Raw genomic sequence first — 17,846 nt, 5'->3', positions numbered from 1 at the left:
TATCACCCAAATGAAATTTTATACCTCATAATCTCTTAATACAAATGCAAAAAGGAAGCAGTGTCTAAACTACTTCCAACATATTTTCAGCATCATTTGCCGCTTTTACTTTATCATTAGCACGAACAATAATTCCAGATTCATCTATTAAGTACGTTGTACGAACCACACCCATAGATACCTTTCCATAATTCTTCTTTTCTTTCCACACATCATAAGCTTCAATCACTTTTCTTTCTGGATCTGCCAACAATGTAAAGGCAAGGCCATACTTTTCTTGAAACTTCTTGTGTGAAGCCACCGTATCTTTACTTACCCCTAAAATGACAGCTCCTTTTTCTAAGAATTGTGGATATCTTTCAGAAAAACCACAAGCCTGCTTTGTGCAACCCGCCGTATTATCCTTTGGATAAAAATATAAGATAACTTTTTTACCTTTATAATCACTCAATTTGTGTATCACACCATCTTGATCAGGCAATTCAAAATCAGGTGCTTGAATTCCAATTTCTAACATATATATTCTCCATTCTGTTAAACAGATTATAGCATTCCAAACAATTTAAACATACCCATATGCACAAAAGGAAGCATACTTGCTTCCTAACGTTTTTTCTTACTCATTTTACTTGATCTAAATTGAGCTTGTCTTTGCGCTTTTTTTGTAGGCTTTAGGTTGAATTGTTTCTTTTCTAATACACAAACACTTTCAATATGATCTGTATAAGGGAATAAATCCACTAATTCTAATTTATTTGTGACATAACCTTGTTTTCTAAATTGGTTTAAATCACGAACCTGTGTTCTTGGATCACAAGAAATATATAAAATTTTTCTTGGATTTAAAGCGGTTGCACACTCAATAAAATCTTTTGTCGTACCAGCACGAGGCGGATCTAAAATGATCGCATCATAATGATTGTGATATTTTCTTGCCTGGCGCATAAATTCTGTTGAATCCATCGCAACAAATTCAATATTTTTGATTTTATTTTGTTTCGCATTGTATTTTGCGTTTTCAATCGCATCTGGATTCACTTCTACACCCATGACTTTCTTACAAGAATCTGTCATCGTTAAACCAATTGTACCAACACCACAATATGTATCTAGTACTGTATCTGTTTCCTTTAAATCTAACATTTTCTTAGCTAAGCCATACAATACTTCACATTGTTCAGAATGAATCTGATAGAACGAATTGTGTGAAAACGCAATGTCTAAGCCACATAACTCATCATGAATCATACCATTTCCATATAAAACAATAGCTTCATCCTGCAAAACAATACTTGTCTTTCTTGGATTGATATTTTGTACAATTGTTTTAATTTGTGGAAATTCACTCGTTAATACACGCACCATATTTTTTCTTGAAGGAAAAATTTTCTGACTTGTCACAAATACAACCATCACTTCATCTGTCTTATGTCCCCAACGAATCAATACATGACGCAATAAACCAGTCCCTGTTCTTTCGTTATATAATTCTAATTTCATAGAACCAACAAGTTCTGTAATCTTGTTGATAATTTCATTGACAAGTTTTGGCTGCATTATACAATTTTCAGTCTTCACAACACGATGCGAATGAGGCGCATATAAACCTGAATATACTTTTCCTTTATCTTTCGCAAAACCAACAATTACTTTATTACGATAATGTGTATCATTCTTTGCCATATGCACATCGCCAACACGAACCTTTAAATGTGCTTTTTCAACCAATTCTTCCACATCTTTTTTCTTTTTATCTGCCTGCATACTCGGCTTCAGTTTTAAAAGTGAACATCCACCGCATATTTTTTCTACTTTACACTTCACTAATTTTCTCCTTTATTAAGTCAATAACCTTACTTGAATCTTTAACTTCAATTGTTTCAAATCCCAAATTACTTGCTGCAACTACATTATCTTTTCGATCATCTAAAAATAAGCATTCAGATGCCTTAAGATCATATTTTTTTAATAATATATGAAATATTTCTGGATCCGGTTTAATTTTCTTATATTCATAAGAAAAAACACCGCCATCTATATTATCAAACACACCACAACTTCTCAAATACTTTGTGTCATCTTCTGGAATATTTGAAAGAATATATACTTTGTATCCGAATCGTTTTAAATCTTTGATATACGCAACATTATCTTTTAATGGAATCACAAATTCTGTCCAATGATACATCAATTCTTTAATATTTAACTCTAACTCAGGAAATTGTTTTACTCCCTTTTCAATCATTTCTTCCACTGAATAGAGTCCTTGATCATACTCATCCCATAAAGAATCAAAATAGAATGATTTCACTTCCTCTTGTCTTTCATTAAAGAAGCTATAAATCAATTCATTTGAATCAAATTTAACCAATACATTTCCTAAATCAAATACTATATTTTTCAGCATATGCCAATTATACTTGAAAAAAACATCTAAAACAAATATGATTTTTGAAGAAAAGAGGTATGTTATGATTAAACCAATAATGAAAGATGAAGCTTTCTTAGCTATAAAATCCGTTCCAGCTACAAAAATGGATACACAAGTGGCTCAAGATCTAAAAGATACATTACAAGCTTATAGTAATCAATGTGTAGGCATGGCAGCCAATATGATTGGTGTTTCTAAAAATATTATTATCTTTGCGATTGGACCTGCACAAATTGTGATGTATAATCCAAAAATCACAAAGAAATCTAGACCTTACAAAGTCAAAGAAGGGTGTTTATCACTAGAGGGTGAAAGAAATACAACTCGTTATGAAAATATCACCGTTGAATACCAAGATGAATCTTTTAAAAAGTGTAAACAATCCTATTCTGGTTTTGTTGCTCAAATCATTCAACATGAAATTGATCACTGCAATGGTATCATCATTTAATAAAGCCAGGAAAAACCTGGCTTTTTATATAATTTGAATAATTCGATCTTTTAGATCCTCTAAATATAAAGGTTTACTGATATGCCCATTCATACCGGACTTGTAACATTTCTGTATATCTTGCATATACGCATTGGCACTCATCGCAAGGATTGGAATCTTTTTATCTTTTTTTCGAATTTGTATAGTCGCCTCATACCCATCCATAATAGGCATCCTAAGATCCATTAGAATCAAATCTAAATCCTTGATTTGATCAAACTGTTCTACAGCCTCTTTACCATTTTTAGCCTTATACACAATAGCCCCTTCACTTTGAAGCATAAACTCTATCACTTCCATATTGATCTCATTATCTTCCACGACAAGTATAGATAGATTTTCAATGGACATTGTTTGATTTTTTAAAGATTTATTCTCAACAGGATTCAAATCAATCTCTATAGGAAGTTGAACAATAAATTGAGTACCTTCATCAATTTTACTTTCCACCTTGATTGTGCCATCCATCTTCTTTACAAACTCTTGCACAATACTCATCCCTAAACCCGCATCATCTATACATGTATTTTTTTGAACAAAAGGTTTGAACAATTTGTTTTGTATGAATTCTTCATTCATTCCAATTCCTGTATCTTCTACAACAAATTCAAAACAATCCACTTTTTCTTTAACAGACAAATACACTTTACCATTTGGCTTATTGTATTTGATCGCATTACTTAAAAGATTCAACAAGACCTTCTCAATATGTGTAGGACTACCCATCAAATGACCATGTTCTATTTGAGTCTTCATAAACAATTCAATCTTATAATTCGATGCCTGTAGATCAATAATAGTTTGAACCCTACCTACTAATTGACTTAATTCAAACGATTTATTTTCCAACACAGCCGAATCCGTTTGTAATGTTCGAATATCTAAAATATCATTTACCAAAGACAACAAGTGCGTACTTGATATCCACATCTTATCATAGGCATCTTTGATGCGTTGTTTATCATCACCACATCTTTGAATCACTTGAAGCATTCCTATAATCCCATTGATTGGTGTACGAATATCATGGCTCATATTTGCCAAGAAACGCATATTAACTTGATTGGCTTTTGTTTCATTTTCTAAGGCGAGTTGAAGCTTTCTATTCATATCAAAATAACGCTCTGTATCATGACAACGACGAACTTGTTCCTCCTCAAAAATCCTCTCATAATATGCATTCTTTTTCTCTAATGCCAAAATTATGACATCCAAATCGCAAATAACTTTGCCATATTTATATCGAGAAGATTCAACCATCAAGCCTTAACGAATCTCATCCGGATGTTTAGCCATATATGAATCCATATATCGTAAGATGGCTTTGACTTGATCAAACATCTTCTGCTCTAAATAATAATCAAATAAAGCAATACAAGCATCTATATATTCTACCGCATACATAGTCTCAATACGTTTTTCAAGTTCATCAGCACATCTATTAAATTCAAAATCCATATCGGCTTTACTAAATAATTCAATACCGCAATTCAAATAATCTTCTAAAATAATATGTTTGCCATCATGCTCATCTAAACCCATATTAAATGCTTCTAAAGCCTTATCCACTTGATTTAGGCTATTGTAAATCAAAGCTAAATTCAAATAGACATAGGCACCCATATCTTCAACGCAACAAGGCATGAATTCTTTGGCTTTTAAAATACTATCTAAAGCCTCTTCATACTTTCCCTGCTTTACGTACGTAATTGAAATATTATTATACTCATAACAATAATGTCCAACATCCTCATGTTCCATCGCAATCTGTAAAGCTTTTTCGTAATAATAACGACTTGAAACATTTGCCCCATCATAATAGAGCATGACACCCATTAAATTGAATGCAGAAATAAGTTCTCTTACAAATGGCATACTTTGATACTGCAAAATGATCGGGTCAATAATCTCTTTTGCCTTATTAAAATTTCCTTCATAATAATAAGCCATACCCAAATAAAAGGTGGCCGCAACTACAACTTCTAAATCATTTGAACTTTCATTTAATACATCACGATAAAAATTTTCCTGCTCACTTAACTTTAGTTTTCCAACACCTTCTACTTCTTTCATTAATTCTTGATACTTCATAATCTTCACCTAAATTAAATGTATCATGAATGAAAAAAAGCACAAACTCGAAAGTTTGTGCCTAGAATTATTTCACTAACAATTCACAGATCTTCTTTGAATATGCGATTGGATCTTTGATTGCGAAGCCTTCAATTAAACAAGCCTGATCATATAATACTTCAGTCACTTCTTTAACTTTATCTTTATCAGAAGCGTATAAAGTCTTCAATGTTTCAAAGATTGGATGATTTGGATTGATTTCCAAAATACGCGTAGCCTTCATAGGCATTGGACTTTGGTTAGGCATATTTGCGAAAACCTTTTCCATCTCAAAAGAAATACCTTCGCCAGCCGTTAAGCATACTGAATCCTCTGTTAATTTATTTGACAATTTCACTTCAGCAACCTCATCGCCTAAAGCTTCTTTCATGAATGTCAATAAATCTTTATTTTCTTCTTTTGATTTATTTAAAGCTTCCTTTTCTTCCTCAGTATCTAAATCTAAATCTCCTTGAGCCGCATTTCTGAACGTCTTTTCTTTGTAGTTCATCAATGTCTGCATTACAAATTCATCCACTTCATCTGTTAAGTAAAGAACTTCAAATTCTTTATTCTTCAATGTTTGAACAACTGGCATCTTGTCAATCAATTCAACATCTTTACCAGATACAAAGTAAATGTCTTTTTGATCCTCTTTCATACGAGAAACATATTCACTTAAAGTAACATATTTCTTTTCTCTTGAAGAGTAGAACAACAATAAATCTTGGAATTTTTCTTTATCCATACCATAATTGTTGTAGACACCAAACTTCAAGTTTACACCAAATTCTTCAAAGAATTTTTCATATGCTTCACGATCTTTGGCAAGCATATTTCCAAGTTCATTCAATACTTTCTTTTCAATACGACCCGCAATCAATTTTAATTGATGATCATGTTGAAGCATTTCACGAGAAATATTTAAAGATAAATCTTGAGAATCCACTAGACCTTTCACAAAACGCAATGAATCTGGCAATAATTCTTCGGCATGATCCATAATGAATACGCCTCTACAATAGAGTTGAAGACCTTTCTTATAGTCTTGTGAATAGAATCCTTGAGGTAAGTGTGATGGAATATAAAGTAAGGCTGTAAAGCTAGTATTTCCCTCAACACTAAAATGAATCACTTTTTGAGGATCTTGATAATCATAGAAATGATCCTTGTAGAATTGATTGTATTCTTCATCTGTAATCTTCGATTTTTGACGTTTCCATAAAGGAACCATTGAGTTTAAAGTCTGATCTTCAACCACTGTTTCATATTCAGGCTTTTCACTTTCCTCAGTACCCTCTTTCATCTTCTGAGTTTCTACATTCATCTTGATTGGATAACGAATATAGTCTGAATATTTCTTAATCAATTCTTTTAACTCATATGTCTCTAAATATTGAGAATATTTTTCTTCATCTGTATCTTCTTTTAAAGTTAAAATGATTGTTGTACCATTTGTCTCCTTTGTACAAGGTGTGATTTCATAACCATCTTCACCAGCACTTACCCATTCATAAGCTTCATCACTACCTGCTTTTTTCGTAATAACACGAACATCTTTTGCGACCATAAATGCAGAATAGAATCCAACACCAAATTGACCAATGATATCTACATCTTCATCGTTGTTTTCTTCTTTTTTCTTCATTTCCTCTTTAAAAGCCAAAGAACCACTCTTCGCAATTGTACCCAAGTTTTCCTCTAATTCTTCCTTTGACATACCAATACCAGTGTCCGAAATTGTTAAAGTACGAGCTTCCTTATTTGGTTCAATACGAATCTCAAATTGACTTGCATCCGCATGACCTTGACTTTCATAATAATATTTATCAATCGCATCACTCGCATTCGATACAAGTTCACGTAAGAAGATTTCCTTGTGTGTATAAATGGAATTGATCATCAAATCCAATAAACGTTTTGACTCCGCTTTAAACTGTTTTTTCTTAGCCATAATACCACTCCTTCATTAGCACTCTAATATTTTGCCTGCTAATACTATACAACACCTTTTTAGCAGTGTCAACACCTGTGTGCTAAACACAAAAAAAGAATTCGACTAAACGAATTCTTAGCTTCTTTACCCACTTTTCAAATAATACTGTTAACTATTTTTATTCATATTTGTAGCATACAATGGATTGGCTGCTCTTATTTCACTTCCAAAAACCATCTTCAATTCTTCAAAAGCTATTTTCACATTTTCGGGAATATCCACATGCGCAATATAATTCTTTCCATTCGGACCATAGCCATTCGCATCATCTGAAAGTCTAGGAATTTCTCCCATCAACAAGTTGACATATCTATTAATTGGCCACATACCATGTAAATCTTCTTCATAAACCAATTCATCATTCTGGTTCAATACTTTAGCACAATAAGTAGCATAATTGATGATTGTCACATTATCATTAATATATTTTTTTAAACCTGCCGCCATACGCCTTTGCATAGAAGCATCCTGACTTAGAATGATACTTTTAAACGAAATATTGTTTTCTTTCAATAAATCCAAAAGATACGTTATATTATTCCCACAATTTGTAGACTTGGTTTCTAGATAGTCCGCCTTACATCCATATACATGTTTAATATACTTTTGAAATATTTCTGCTTCTGATAAATCTGTTGTCTCAATATCCGGATATTCTAAATGAACAACCTGACGTAGTGTATCTGTTGTATGTCCTGCTCCACCAACAATAATATATTTTTTCGCAACGAAGTTTTTAATTCCACTAGCTAAAACATCGCCACCTTCAAGAATACTTCCACCAAATAAAACCATAACATCTACCTGATGAATTCCATATCGTTTAAATAATTCTTCTTGATTTAACGCATCAATATCTCTTGTTCCCAAAAACTTTGCGAGTATATTTATATTTTTTGCAACTTTAGAATCCATATCTAAACTTCCTTTCAAAACTATCTACAATGACAAACTTGAATTTAAATAAGAAATTTATTTTGCTTCTTTAGGTAAGCATAGCTTACCATTATAACTATAAGATAGACCAACAAAAATACAAAACTATGAAATATTCCTATTGGATAAGGTGAAATACCTCCTCCTACTTTAAAAATTAACTCAGATATATAACTCGTAATCATAGATATTGGTATAAAAGCAATTATAATTGTATTTAACCATTTCACATAAAAAGATGAATTTTCTTTTGATATTACTTTTGCAAGAAAATATTCAAAAACACCGACCACTTGAATAATCATTGATCCATAAATAGAAGACATTGTTTGCTTTTCATACCACTCACCGATTGCACATAACAATCCAATTACAATCAATGCTGTAGATGCAATATAGAACACTTTTCCTACAATTTCTTTACTTTTTTCTTCTTTATTTTCGACTATTTCAATACCTTTTAAGATATAATCTGTAGTAACATTAAAATAATCACTCATTATAATTATTTTTTCCACATCGGGCATGCTATGCTCGCTTTCCCTTAGTTAAAGATATGAACCCTCTTTATCAATCTACTTTTCCAATAAATCGGTAGTATATCTCTATTTCCTGTATTCTTTCGTTCTCCTCATTCGTTGTTGCCTCATGAATAAGGATTTTTTCTATCATTGCATTTAATAATGGTGCTGTCAGTTCCTTTGGTACGGAATACTCCTTGATTAACTCAATCCACTTTTCAGCACCTATCATATCCTGTTCCATTTTACTTAATTCTTCTCTTAGGTTGGTTATCTGCTGTTCCAGTTCTATCTGCTCTTTTTGATATTTCCCCGACAGCATGATGAAGTTTCGTTCCGTTATCTTCTCACAGGCTCTATCTTCATACATTTTCGCAAATAAACGGTCAATCTCATTTTGTCGGTTCTCGGCTTTCCTCAAGGCACTTGCCTTTTTCTTCTTTTCCCGTATTCGCTCTGCATTGCCGACTTTCTGTATCTTATGCAATACCTTTTCTTCGTCCTGCTGTACTGCCTTAGCCCAATACTGCAATCGTTCCAATACAGCTTGATACAGCACGTCATAACGAATGTAGTGCATAGAACAATTACCTTTACCAAACTGCCCGTAGTAACTGCAAGCATAATAACTATACGGTGTTTTATTTGCCTTATTTGTCGCAAACCTCATAGACCAACCACAATCCGCACACTTGACAAGCCCTGCAAATATCGGCGTTGCCTTTTCCTTTGTCTGTCTACGCCTTGATTTTATCTGCTCCTGTACACGATAGAACACTTCCTTGTCAATAATCGGTTCATGCGTGTTTTCTACTCGAAACCATTCGCTTTCGGGTTTTCGTACTTTCTTCTTGCTTTTGAAAGAAATGGTTGACTGTCGATTATGAACGCTGTTCCCGATATAGACTTCACTTTTCAATATCGCCTTTACATGAGCAATCGTCCACTCATAACGCTTGCTTTCGGGCTTTCCCTCAAAGATATGAGCAAAAGTACCATACCTTGTAAAATTCAGCCAAGACGCTGTCGGGACTTTTTCTTCTCGCAGTATTTTTGTAATTTTTGCACTTCCGTAACCTTGATAAGCTAGGGAAAAGATTTTTTCAATAATCCATTTTGTTTCATCATCAATCAACAGTTTCCCTTTGATGTCGGGGTGTTTCTTATATCCTAACGGAGCATAAGCCCCATAATACGCACCCTCTGCAAATTTTGTCTTAAACGCTGATTTCACTTTACGGCTCGTATCTCTTGCTACCCATTCATTGATGATGTTCTTAAATGGTGCAATCTCACTTTCGCCTTTTTCGCTGTCTACACCGTCGTCAATCGCTATGTAACGGACATTATGGCTGGGAAAATACAATTCAGTATATTGCCCTGTCATAATATAATTTCTGCCAAGTCGGGAAAGGTCTTTCGTTACAACACAGTTGATTTTTCCTGCCTCTATATCCTCAATCATTCTTTGAAAGCTCGGTCTTTCAAAATTTGTTCCCGACCAGCCGTCATCAATATATTCATCAATCACATTCAAATGATGTTCTTTTGCATATAGACGCAACATACTTCTTTGTGTGGTAATGCTGGAACTTTCGCCCTGTAATTCATCATCTCGGCTTAACCTAAGATAAAGTGCAGTATTGTAAATCTGTTGTTTCATTGTCAGTTATCCTCCTTTATAACTAACCCGTGTTTACAATACCTGCTTGCAAGTAAAGTATAACACGGGTACTTTTTGTCATTCAATCTATTTCTTACAACTGCACCGATTTTATGCGATTGTCTGCTTTGCTTTTTCCAACATGACATCCGTTAGAAGTTCTTCCATTGTCTTTCCCTTTTCGGAAAAATGCTCTTTTACAACAATCTTTGTCTTTCCTCTGTTGCCAATGCCACACTTGCCATTTTTCTTTTGAATTGTTTTTACAGCATTATCAATAACGCATACCCCCTTTCTGTAAAATCTTTCTAAGCAATTCAACGGCTTTTGTCATAGCCCACAGGAGTTCCACCTCTGCATAGTTCTTATGTAGCCGTACCCATTGCGTGCGACGCTCTGAACGCTCAAGCTGTGGCTGTACGGGAGTATCATTATCTGACAGCACAGGTCATAGCGATAAAAGAGGACAAGTCTTTTACAAGAACACAGATAGGTTATCGCTCGCTTTTGCAGGGGAAAGGTCATGGCGTATCTGTTTCAACGGCTCGCTGTCTGTCAAACGTATTGAATTGCTTTATTCAGTTGTCAAAGAACGATTGAAAGAAGAAAATCATCTTTCCTATATACCGCGTTGGAAAAGAGGAGAAATGTAACTAAAATTCAAAACTTTTTCCCTTTTTCACTACTATCTGTACAGCAAACGTCCATTTGCTAAGTTGAAATAGAAAAATTTTAACTTCTTTTCATGCACCATATAGGGATAGCAAGTATCGGTTTGCTAAGTTGATGATGAAAAAAGATTGTTTTTCTTTCCACGCCCTAACTCCCCATACACTACCGTTCCTGCCAAAAATGGAATGAAAGATTTTCTTTGCTCCATATAGGGAACGGAAACTACGGATTGTTAAGTTAAAAATGAAAATAGTTTCTTCTTTCACACCATATAAGGACAGCAACCACCGATTTGATGACCTGTTTTCAAAAAAAGTTTCGATTTTCTTTCCTCGCACCATATAAGGAATAGAAGTCTTATTTTGTTGCAGGTTTTTCAAAAAAATTTCAATTTCTTCTTACATTCCGTATCTGTACACCAAAGGAAGATTTTATGACCTTATTTAAAAAGTTAGATTTCCTTTCCTCGCACCATATCTGTACACAAGTAGCCGTTTTGTCGCAGATTTTTTGAAGAAATTAAAAAATACCGTCATTCCTTTGTGGAACAGCGGTATCTTTCTCAATCATATCTGCTATATCTGTTGTCATTTGTTTGATTTTTAATTCCTGCTTTTCTGTTAGTCTTGTATGCCTGTCGATTTCTTCCAGATACTTTGCTCCTGTTTTCTTTTCAATCTCTTTTATCATCAATAAAGAGGGCATGACCTGTCTTTCTAACCAGCGTTTTGTTTTATCCATATTGACAGCAACAGGTGTCATAATAAATGGAAGTGAAGTCGTTACATTATCTAAAAATATATCCCATAAAATATAATCGGGAAAATCTATTTGTGTGAGGATAAGATTTGCTATGGTCTGTTCGGGATTTCTTGAAAAAACAAGTTGTTCTATCGTTTGTTCTGCTTTTCCATTTTTCAAACGAATTTCAAAGCGGTTCTTAATGTCTGTTTTTATGCCCTTGCTTTTTTGTTCCTTTTCTTTTTCATACAAGCAAAAGTAAATAGAACTACTCTTTGAACCAATATAAAAAGTTTTTGCAGTATCTCCATTTGTACCCGATAATTTTCCGCTGTCTACTGCTTCATGGGTTCTTGAACGTTTCCATACCTTGTTGGCATAATAGCGTTCCCTTAGAATTTCTATATCCAGCAATCCGCCCATATCATTGATTGCTAAATCTATACGTTTAAAAACGCCTTGATAATCTATACAACAGCTTAAAAAGGAATACCAGTCTATCCCTCTTGCCTGTAAAACATATTCCAAGTTCCGACACCCCATACCTCTTAATTCTAATAAAACACCCATAGAACTATCTTTAGAAGCATTTACACTAATATCCCCATAGATATACTGTTCTTCATAACCAAACATTCCATAATCTTCATGTATAAAATATTCGCTTTTCATTGCCAGTACATTTTTTATAATCTCCAATGCGTCTGTGGTAGGAAAACGAACACGCAGATAGTCAATCGTTAAAGTGAAAGGCTGTGTACAATTACAATAATCAAGATAATGTAGAAGTATATGTTTCATTTCTTTACTGGCTTTTGTTTTTCCGTTTTCAATTTCATTTAAGTTCTGCCTGCTGATTTGTAGTTCCAGTGCCAGTCGTGATTGCGAATAATCACAGGCATTTCTCTTTTGTTTTAATGTTTCAATAAATTTTATATCATTCATGCTTTATTCCTCCAATCAAAAAAGGCATATACTCATAGGAGCATACACCTTGTATCTTATATTTATTTTCTATTGATATGCTGTTTTAGACCTGTCGGGTAAAAAGAATAGGGTGTGAAGTGAAATAAGTTCTTATAACTTTATAAATCGTTGCATATCAGCAGTTTTGTATTTGTTTTTGCTCTTGTCTTTTGTAATAGTACCCCCCTGTTAGATAACGGGGGCTTGATGTTCGCTCGCAAGCTCGCTCAACTGCCGAAGTGAACCAGCCACTAAAAACGGCGGAAAAATCTAAGAGATTTTCCCACCGCCGTGTCTGGATCACTCCGTCTTTCTATTCATTTCTTATATCCATCTTGTTTAATCTTAAATATTACAAACAATACTCCTTATCAAACAAAGTTTTGCACCTTTCGATAGCATTTTGTACATATTCATCTTGCACTATATAGTAAATGTATTTTCCTTGTCTTTGACTTTTTACTATACCATTAGCTTTTAATATATTTAATTGGTGGGAGACTGCTGAATGAGACATCTCTAATTCTTCCGCTAATTCTCCAACACATCTTTTTGTTTTTAATTCAAGCACTATCCTTAATCTTGTAAAATCTCCCAGCGTTTTGAAAAATTCCACCAATTGCAAGCAATCTTCTATAATAAGTTTTTGCATTTTCATCTAAATTATAAATTATGCACTCTTAATGCTCTAATAGCATTTAATATTGCAATAATCATGACACCAACATCTGCGAAAATAGCAAACCACATATTTGCAATACCTATTGCACCTAGTCCAAGACATGCAAATTTGATAACCAATGCAAAGATGATATTCTGATATACAATTCTAAGGCATTTTCTCGAAATCTTGATTGCTTTAGAAATTTTTAGTGGGTCATCATCCATAAGAACGACATCAGCAGCTTCAATCGCCGCATCAGAACCCATCGCTCCCATTGCAATACCAATATCTGCACGAGTCAATACAGGTGCGTCATTAATTCCGTCTCCAACAAAGGCAAGTTTATCTTTCTCTGCTTTTACAGAAAGTAGTTCTTCAACTTTTGACACTTTATCTGCTGGAAGTAATTCGCTATATACTTCATCAATTCCAAGCGATTGAGCCACTTGGTCTGCAACACGTTTAGCGTCTCCTGTAAGCATTACTGTTTTTTCTACACCAGCTTTTTTCAATTCTGCAATCACTTCTTTTGAATGTGGCTTTAAAATATCGGAAATTACGATATGTCCAGCATATTCACCATTGATTGCCATGTGAATGATTGTTCCAACTCTATGACAATCATAATACTCCACACCTATTTGTTTCATAAGTTTGCTGTTTCCAGCAGCTACCTCATGACCATCTACTTTTGCAATAATTCCATGTCCACTGATTTCCTTTATATCAGAAACTCTGCTACGGTCTATCTCTTTCCCATAGGCTTTTTGCAAGCTCTTACTGATTGGATGAGAAGACGCACATTCTGCTAAAGCAGCATATTCCAAAAGTTTCTTTTCTTCCATCTCATTGTGATGAACAGCACTTACTTCAAATACTCCTTGTGTCAAAGTTCCTGTTTTGTCAAATACTACATATTTTGCTTGTGATAAAGTTTCCATATAATTAGAACCTTTAATCAACACCCCTTCTTTACTTGCACCACCGATACCTGCAAAAAAGCTAAGCGGTATACTGATAACCAATGCACATGGACAACTAATTACAAGGAAAGTAAGGGCTCTGTAAATCCATACTCCCCATTGTGCTGTTTGACCTAAGAACAACATTTGTACTAATGGTGGCAATAACGCCAACGCTAATGCACCATAACATACTGCTGGGGTATATACTCTTGCAAATTTAGAAATAAAGTTCTCTGATTTAGATTTTCTGGAACTTGAATTTTCTACAAGCTCTAAAATTTTTGAAACTGTTGATTCGCCAAATTCTTTTGTTGTCTGAATTTTTAAAACCCCTGTCATATTGATACAACCACTGATAATTTCATCGCCTTGTTTTACATCACGAGGTAAACTTTCACCTGTTAATGCACTTGTATTAAGGCTAGATGAACCCTCTATTACAATACCATCTAATGGAACTTTTTCTCCAGGCTGAACGACAATTATACTTTCTATACCGACTTCGTCAGGGTCTACTTTTTCTAGTTTTCCATTTCTTTCTACATTTGCATAATCTGGTCGAATATCCATCAACGCACTAATATTTTTACGGCTTTTTCCTACTGCGTAACTCTGGAATAATTCTCCAATTTGATAGAATAACATAACAGCGATTGCTTCATTGTAATCTCCACTTCCAGAGTAAATTGCTAGTGCAAAAGCTCCCACTGTTGCCACTGCCATTAAAAAGTTTTCATCAAAAACTTGTCGGTTTATAATTCCTTTGCCTGCTTTCTTTAAAATATCATAGCCGATTATTAAATATGTTGCCAAGTAAAGTAATAGTTGCACAATTCCTGTTACCTGTATCAAATTCAAAGCAATAATCATAACTGCCGCAATAATAATTCTTGTCAACATTTTTTTCTGCTTCTTATTCACAGTCCATTCCTCCTATTTATTTTATATATGTTTAATTATTCATATAATCTTTTTAAATTTGCACCCCTTTTGTATTTAGGGGTGCGTTTTTTCTAAAGTTCAATCTCACAATCTGGCTCTACCTTTTTGCAAGCCTTTAAAACATCATTCATAACTGCTTTTGGTTCTTTTCCATCTTCAAACTCTACAATCATTTTTTGTGTCATAAAGTTTACAGTTGCATTTGCTACTCCAGCTGTCTTTTTTGCTGCATCCTCCATAAGATTTGCACAGTTTGCACAGTCAACTTCGATTTTGTAAGTTTTTTTCATGATAAATATCTCCTTTCGTGATTGTTATTTAAACTTCCATTCAACAATTAAGCACTTGTTTAATTGTTATGACTGTAGTATAATTCTCTCATAACCTAAAGTCAACAGAGATATGTGATTACCTACTAAATGGGCGAAACACATTTCTAAACAGAGCAAAATGAAAGGAAGATTGTATATGTCTTATATGAAGTTACCACATAATCATCATAACGAAATAGATAATACTGAGTTATTAGAACAACTTAATGATATTCAACACTTTCAAATAGTTTCAGAATTATTTAAACAATTAAGTGATCCTACACGTATTCGTTTATTTTGGCTTTTATGTCATTGTGAGGAATGTGTTCTAAATCTATCTGCAATGATGAAAATGACAAGTCCTGCCATATCCCATCATCTTAGAGAGTTACGAAACAAAGATTTAGTATCTAGCAGACGGGTAGGGAAAGAGGTTTACTATAAGTCAGCAAATACAGAGCAGAGTGTATTGTTACATAAAATGATTGAAAAAATTTTGATGATTACCTGCCCTGAACATAAGGAGTAAATAATATTATGAGCAACAAAATCGCACCATTAGAAAAAAGTATTCAAGAACTTTCTAATAAATATCATATAGTTAGTTATGATTTATACAAAGGTATAAAACTTGCTTTTATGTCATTAACTGGCAACAAACATACTGATACGCATGAGCCATTAAGACATATTTTAGAAATCAATTACTGCCATAAGGGAAGAATTGGGTGGAAAATGTCTAATGGAAATAGCGTTTACTTAGGGGAACATGATTTTTCATTACATACAATGGAATATTGTTCTAACTCTACAATAACTTTACCTAATGAATACTATGAGGGGATTACCATTTATATTGACTTAAATACCCTTTCAGAAGAACCGCCAGAATTATTAAAAAATACTGGGATTACAGGAAATAGTATACTTGATAAATTTTGTAAAGATGGAAATTTTTCAGCTTTTATTGGTAATGAAGAAACAGACGCTATCTTTTCATCATTCTATCATCAGCCAAAAGAATTTCAACTTGCGTATTGGCGAATAAAAGTGATAGAACTCTTACTGTATCTAAGTAAATTATCCTTCGATACAGAAAACCGATTGTCTGAATATCAATCTGAACAAGTTGAACTTGTTCGTAGTATACACAAATACCTGTTGGATAATATAAGCCAACGGATAACAATAGATGAAACGGCACGCAAGTATCTTATCAATCCTACTACATTAAAGTCCGTCTTTAAAGCTGTATACGGTACTTCTATTGCCTCACATATAAAAGAACACCGAATGAAAATGGCAACCCGTTTGCTAATAGAGACACCAAAAAGTATAAAGGAAATTGCAAAAGAAGTAGGTTACGAAAGCCAAAGTAAATTTTCTAAAACTTTTAAGGGATATTATGATGTTTTGCCAACAGAATATCGAATGTTCCATTCAAACAAATCAAAATAATTTAATTCTCTATATAATAGCTTTAAATCAATATTTTATGTGTAATAGGGTTTGGTATCAAAAAGAGATACTATGATAATCTCGTAGTATCTCTCCCTAATTGGAATATTATGTTTTTGCAAGCAGGTAAACACAGGTTATTTCTTAATATCCTTTTGTTTGGGAAACTCCACTTTCCCATTTGGACACAGCTTGCCTTGAAACCCCAACCTTATCTGCAAGTTCCTCTTGCGATATTCCTTTAGATTTTCTTAAATATAAGATTCTATCTGCGATGTTCATTTGACAACACTCCTTTCTTTTATGAAGTAATTTTAGCAATATTACCAGTTGCATATCCACCATCTATGTAAGGAAATGTGTCAACCTGCAGTTGCAACGCTGTTTTCCATTAATAACAATAAATTACTCCCGTAAAAAATATATAACCTTTTCGTCTTATAAACCTAAAAGTTTTCGTAGCTTACTTTGTACTGTTAAATACTATAAATTTATCCCACAATTCATCATAATTATCAAACTCATAAAATGTATCTCCAATTTTAAAATATCCCCCCCGGAATAATTGTCAGGGTTTCATCGATTGCAAAATAAATTGTATAATTAAGAAACAGCTCCATTTGATGATGCTTTGTTTTCATCTACTTTGCCACCAAGCTCCACTTGATTTTATAAATCTATAAACTCAACAATTTGATTATCTGAAAAGAATACGAATAATCACCGTCTATCCCACCTGTAGTTCCTATATGTTCAATTTTTTGTTTCTGACACAGCAATGTTTTCTAAATTAATATTCAGATCTCATTTTTCCGCATCCGAGTAATGTATTTGTTAGAAAAATAGGTATGAGCAAAACTATTCCAATTTTTTTTATTAATATATTCCTCCATTTACATTTTAGTTTGACAACTTCTGATTTATCTATTGCATTACGTTGATTACTTTACAGTGAAAGGTGTCCATTCAATG

17 protein-coding genes and 1 pseudogene are annotated in these 17,846 nt (G+C 33.5%); 3 read left to right on the top strand and 15 right to left on the bottom strand.

What is annotated here, in order from left to right:
• Positions 1-64 precede the first annotated feature (64 nt).
• The 3 genes from LJE08_RS06725 to LJE08_RS06715 form a co-directional block, all read right to left on the bottom strand.
• Entirely contained in the window at positions 65-517 is a 453-nt protein-coding gene (locus tag LJE08_RS06725; protein WP_227402769.1) for a peroxiredoxin, read from the bottom strand.
• Between the two features lie 86 nt (positions 518-603).
• Positions 604-1,824, bottom strand: coding sequence for a 23S rRNA (uracil(1939)-C(5))-methyltransferase RlmD (gene rlmD / locus LJE08_RS06720; protein WP_186999420.1), 1,221 nt, complete (start codon positions 1,822-1,824; stop codon positions 604-606).
• Entirely contained in the window at positions 1,814-2,407 is a 594-nt protein-coding gene (locus tag LJE08_RS06715) for an HAD family phosphatase (RefSeq protein ID WP_117926502.1), read from the bottom strand. The genes rlmD and LJE08_RS06715 overlap by 11 nt, the downstream gene beginning before the upstream one ends.
• Positions 2,408-2,471: 64 nt before the next feature.
• Here LJE08_RS06715 and LJE08_RS06710 point away from each other — a divergent pair, with 64 nt between their 5' ends.
• Positions 2,472-2,882 carry a peptide deformylase gene (locus tag LJE08_RS06710; RefSeq protein WP_186999422.1) on the top strand — a complete coding sequence of 137 codons (411 nt, stop codon included), beginning with the start codon at positions 2,472-2,474 and terminating at the stop codon, positions 2,880-2,882.
• Between the two features lie 24 nt (positions 2,883-2,906).
• Here LJE08_RS06710 and LJE08_RS06705 read toward each other — a convergent pair whose 3' ends face one another.
• The 11 genes from LJE08_RS06705 to LJE08_RS06655 all read right to left on the bottom strand — a co-directional run bounded on the left by LJE08_RS06705 (position 2,907) and on the right by LJE08_RS06655 (position 15,392).
• Positions 2,907-4,124 carry a hybrid sensor histidine kinase/response regulator gene (locus LJE08_RS06705; RefSeq protein ID WP_227402768.1) on the bottom strand — a complete coding sequence of 406 codons (1,218 nt, stop codon included), beginning with the start codon at positions 4,122-4,124 and terminating at the stop codon, positions 2,907-2,909.
• 66 nt (positions 4,125-4,190) lie between these two features.
• A complete protein-coding gene (locus LJE08_RS06700; RefSeq protein ID WP_227402767.1) occupies positions 4,191-5,015 on the bottom strand; it encodes a tetratricopeptide repeat protein in 825 nt (274 codons plus the stop codon).
• A 67-nt stretch (positions 5,016-5,082) separates the two neighbouring features.
• The gene (gene htpG, locus LJE08_RS06695) at positions 5,083-6,990 is read right to left on the bottom strand and encodes a molecular chaperone HtpG (protein WP_227402766.1); all 1,908 of its coding nucleotides are present in this window, start codon (positions 6,988-6,990) and stop codon (positions 5,083-5,085) included.
• Between the two features lie 150 nt (positions 6,991-7,140).
• Positions 7,141-7,947 carry an ElyC/SanA/YdcF family protein gene (locus tag LJE08_RS06690; RefSeq protein WP_227402765.1) on the bottom strand — a complete coding sequence of 269 codons (807 nt, stop codon included), beginning with the start codon at positions 7,945-7,947 and terminating at the stop codon, positions 7,141-7,143.
• 44 nt (positions 7,948-7,991) lie between these two features.
• A complete protein-coding gene (locus LJE08_RS06685; protein WP_227402764.1) occupies positions 7,992-8,495 on the bottom strand; it encodes a transcriptional regulator in 504 nt (167 codons plus the stop codon).
• A 43-nt stretch (positions 8,496-8,538) separates the two neighbouring features.
• Positions 8,539-10,152: a recombinase family protein gene (locus tag LJE08_RS06680; protein ID WP_044904667.1), complete on the bottom strand. Its 1,614-nt coding sequence runs from the start codon at positions 10,150-10,152 to the stop codon at positions 8,539-8,541.
• A 111-nt stretch (positions 10,153-10,263) separates the two neighbouring features.
• Entirely contained in the window at positions 10,264-10,473 is a 210-nt protein-coding gene (locus LJE08_RS06675) for a hypothetical protein (RefSeq protein WP_002303258.1), read from the bottom strand.
• Positions 10,474-11,343: 870 nt separating this feature from the next.
• Complete coding sequence (locus LJE08_RS06670) at positions 11,344-12,510, bottom strand: XRE family transcriptional regulator (RefSeq protein WP_003019503.1); 1,167 nt, start codon at positions 12,508-12,510, stop codon at positions 11,344-11,346.
• 373 nt (positions 12,511-12,883) lie between these two features.
• Complete coding sequence (locus tag LJE08_RS06665; RefSeq protein WP_004799064.1) at positions 12,884-13,189, bottom strand: helix-turn-helix transcriptional regulator; 306 nt, start codon at positions 13,187-13,189, stop codon at positions 12,884-12,886.
• 5 nt (positions 13,190-13,194) lie between these two features.
• Positions 13,195-15,081: a heavy metal translocating P-type ATPase gene (locus tag LJE08_RS06660; protein ID WP_004799063.1), complete on the bottom strand. Its 1,887-nt coding sequence runs from the start codon at positions 15,079-15,081 to the stop codon at positions 13,195-13,197.
• A gap of 92 nt (positions 15,082-15,173) precedes the next feature.
• Positions 15,174-15,392 (bottom strand): cation transporter, encoded by a 219-nt coding sequence (locus LJE08_RS06655; protein WP_004799061.1) that lies wholly within the window; start codon positions 15,390-15,392, stop codon positions 15,174-15,176.
• 178 nt (positions 15,393-15,570) lie between these two features.
• On the opposite strand from LJE08_RS06655, the gene LJE08_RS06650 reads away from it, so the two are divergent.
• Both LJE08_RS06650 and LJE08_RS06645 read left to right on the top strand, forming a co-directional pair.
• Positions 15,571-15,945 carry a metalloregulator ArsR/SmtB family transcription factor gene (locus LJE08_RS06650; RefSeq protein WP_172583753.1) on the top strand — a complete coding sequence of 125 codons (375 nt, stop codon included), beginning with the start codon at positions 15,571-15,573 and terminating at the stop codon, positions 15,943-15,945.
• Between the two features lie 8 nt (positions 15,946-15,953).
• On the top strand, positions 15,954-16,874 hold the full coding sequence (locus tag LJE08_RS06645) for a helix-turn-helix transcriptional regulator (RefSeq protein WP_227402763.1): 921 nt from the start codon (positions 15,954-15,956) through the stop codon (positions 16,872-16,874).
• Between the two features lie 162 nt (positions 16,875-17,036).
• On the opposite strand, the pseudogene LJE08_RS06640 reads toward LJE08_RS06645, so the two are convergent.
• Positions 17,037-17,156 (bottom strand): annotated as a pseudogene (locus LJE08_RS06640) (helix-turn-helix transcriptional regulator); the annotation flags it as partial.
• Positions 17,157-17,846 lie beyond the last annotated feature (690 nt).

Origin of the sequence: Holdemanella sp. DFI.5.55, from assembly GCF_020593575.1 — a bacterium.
In the GTDB taxonomy this organism is placed as follows: Bacteria; Bacillota_I; Bacilli_A; order Erysipelotrichales; family Erysipelotrichaceae; genus Holdemanella; species Holdemanella hominis.
The sequence above is the reverse complement of the archived record's forward strand: the minus strand, read 5'-3'. Positions and strand labels throughout refer to the sequence as shown.

Bases quoted from the DNA above. Each gene is read 5' to 3' on its own strand.
- LJE08_RS06725 (WP_227402769.1), bottom strand. From the start codon at position 517: ATGTTAGAAATTGGAATTCAAGCACCTGATTTTGAATTGCCTGATCAA.
- LJE08_RS06715 (WP_117926502.1), bottom strand. From the start codon at position 2,407: ATGCTGAAAAATATAGTATTTGATTTAGGAAATGTATTGGTTAAATTT.
- LJE08_RS06710 (WP_186999422.1), top strand. From the start codon at position 2,472: ATGATTAAACCAATAATGAAAGATGAAGCTTTCTTAGCTATAAAATCC.
- LJE08_RS06700 (WP_227402767.1), bottom strand. From the start codon at position 5,015: ATGAAGTATCAAGAATTAATGAAAGAAGTAGAAGGTGTTGGAAAACTA.
- htpG (WP_227402766.1), bottom strand. From the start codon at position 6,990: ATGGCTAAGAAAAAACAGTTTAAAGCGGAGTCAAAACGTTTATTGGAT.
- LJE08_RS06690 (WP_227402765.1), bottom strand. From the start codon at position 7,947: ATGGATTCTAAAGTTGCAAAAAATATAAATATACTCGCAAAGTTTTTG.
- LJE08_RS06685 (WP_227402764.1), bottom strand. From the start codon at position 8,495: ATGCCCGATGTGGAAAAAATAATTATAATGAGTGATTATTTTAATGTT.
- LJE08_RS06680 (WP_044904667.1), bottom strand. From the start codon at position 10,152: ATGAAACAACAGATTTACAATACTGCACTTTATCTTAGGTTAAGCCGA.
- LJE08_RS06670 (WP_003019503.1), bottom strand. From the start codon at position 12,510: ATGAATGATATAAAATTTATTGAAACATTAAAACAAAAGAGAAATGCC.
- LJE08_RS06665 (WP_004799064.1), bottom strand. From the start codon at position 13,189: ATGAAAATGCAAAAACTTATTATAGAAGATTGCTTGCAATTGGTGGAA.
- LJE08_RS06655 (WP_004799061.1), bottom strand. From the start codon at position 15,392: ATGAAAAAAACTTACAAAATCGAAGTTGACTGTGCAAACTGTGCAAAT.
- LJE08_RS06650 (WP_172583753.1), top strand. From the start codon at position 15,571: ATGTCTTATATGAAGTTACCACATAATCATCATAACGAAATAGATAAT.
- LJE08_RS06645 (WP_227402763.1), top strand. From the start codon at position 15,954: ATGAGCAACAAAATCGCACCATTAGAAAAAAGTATTCAAGAACTTTCT.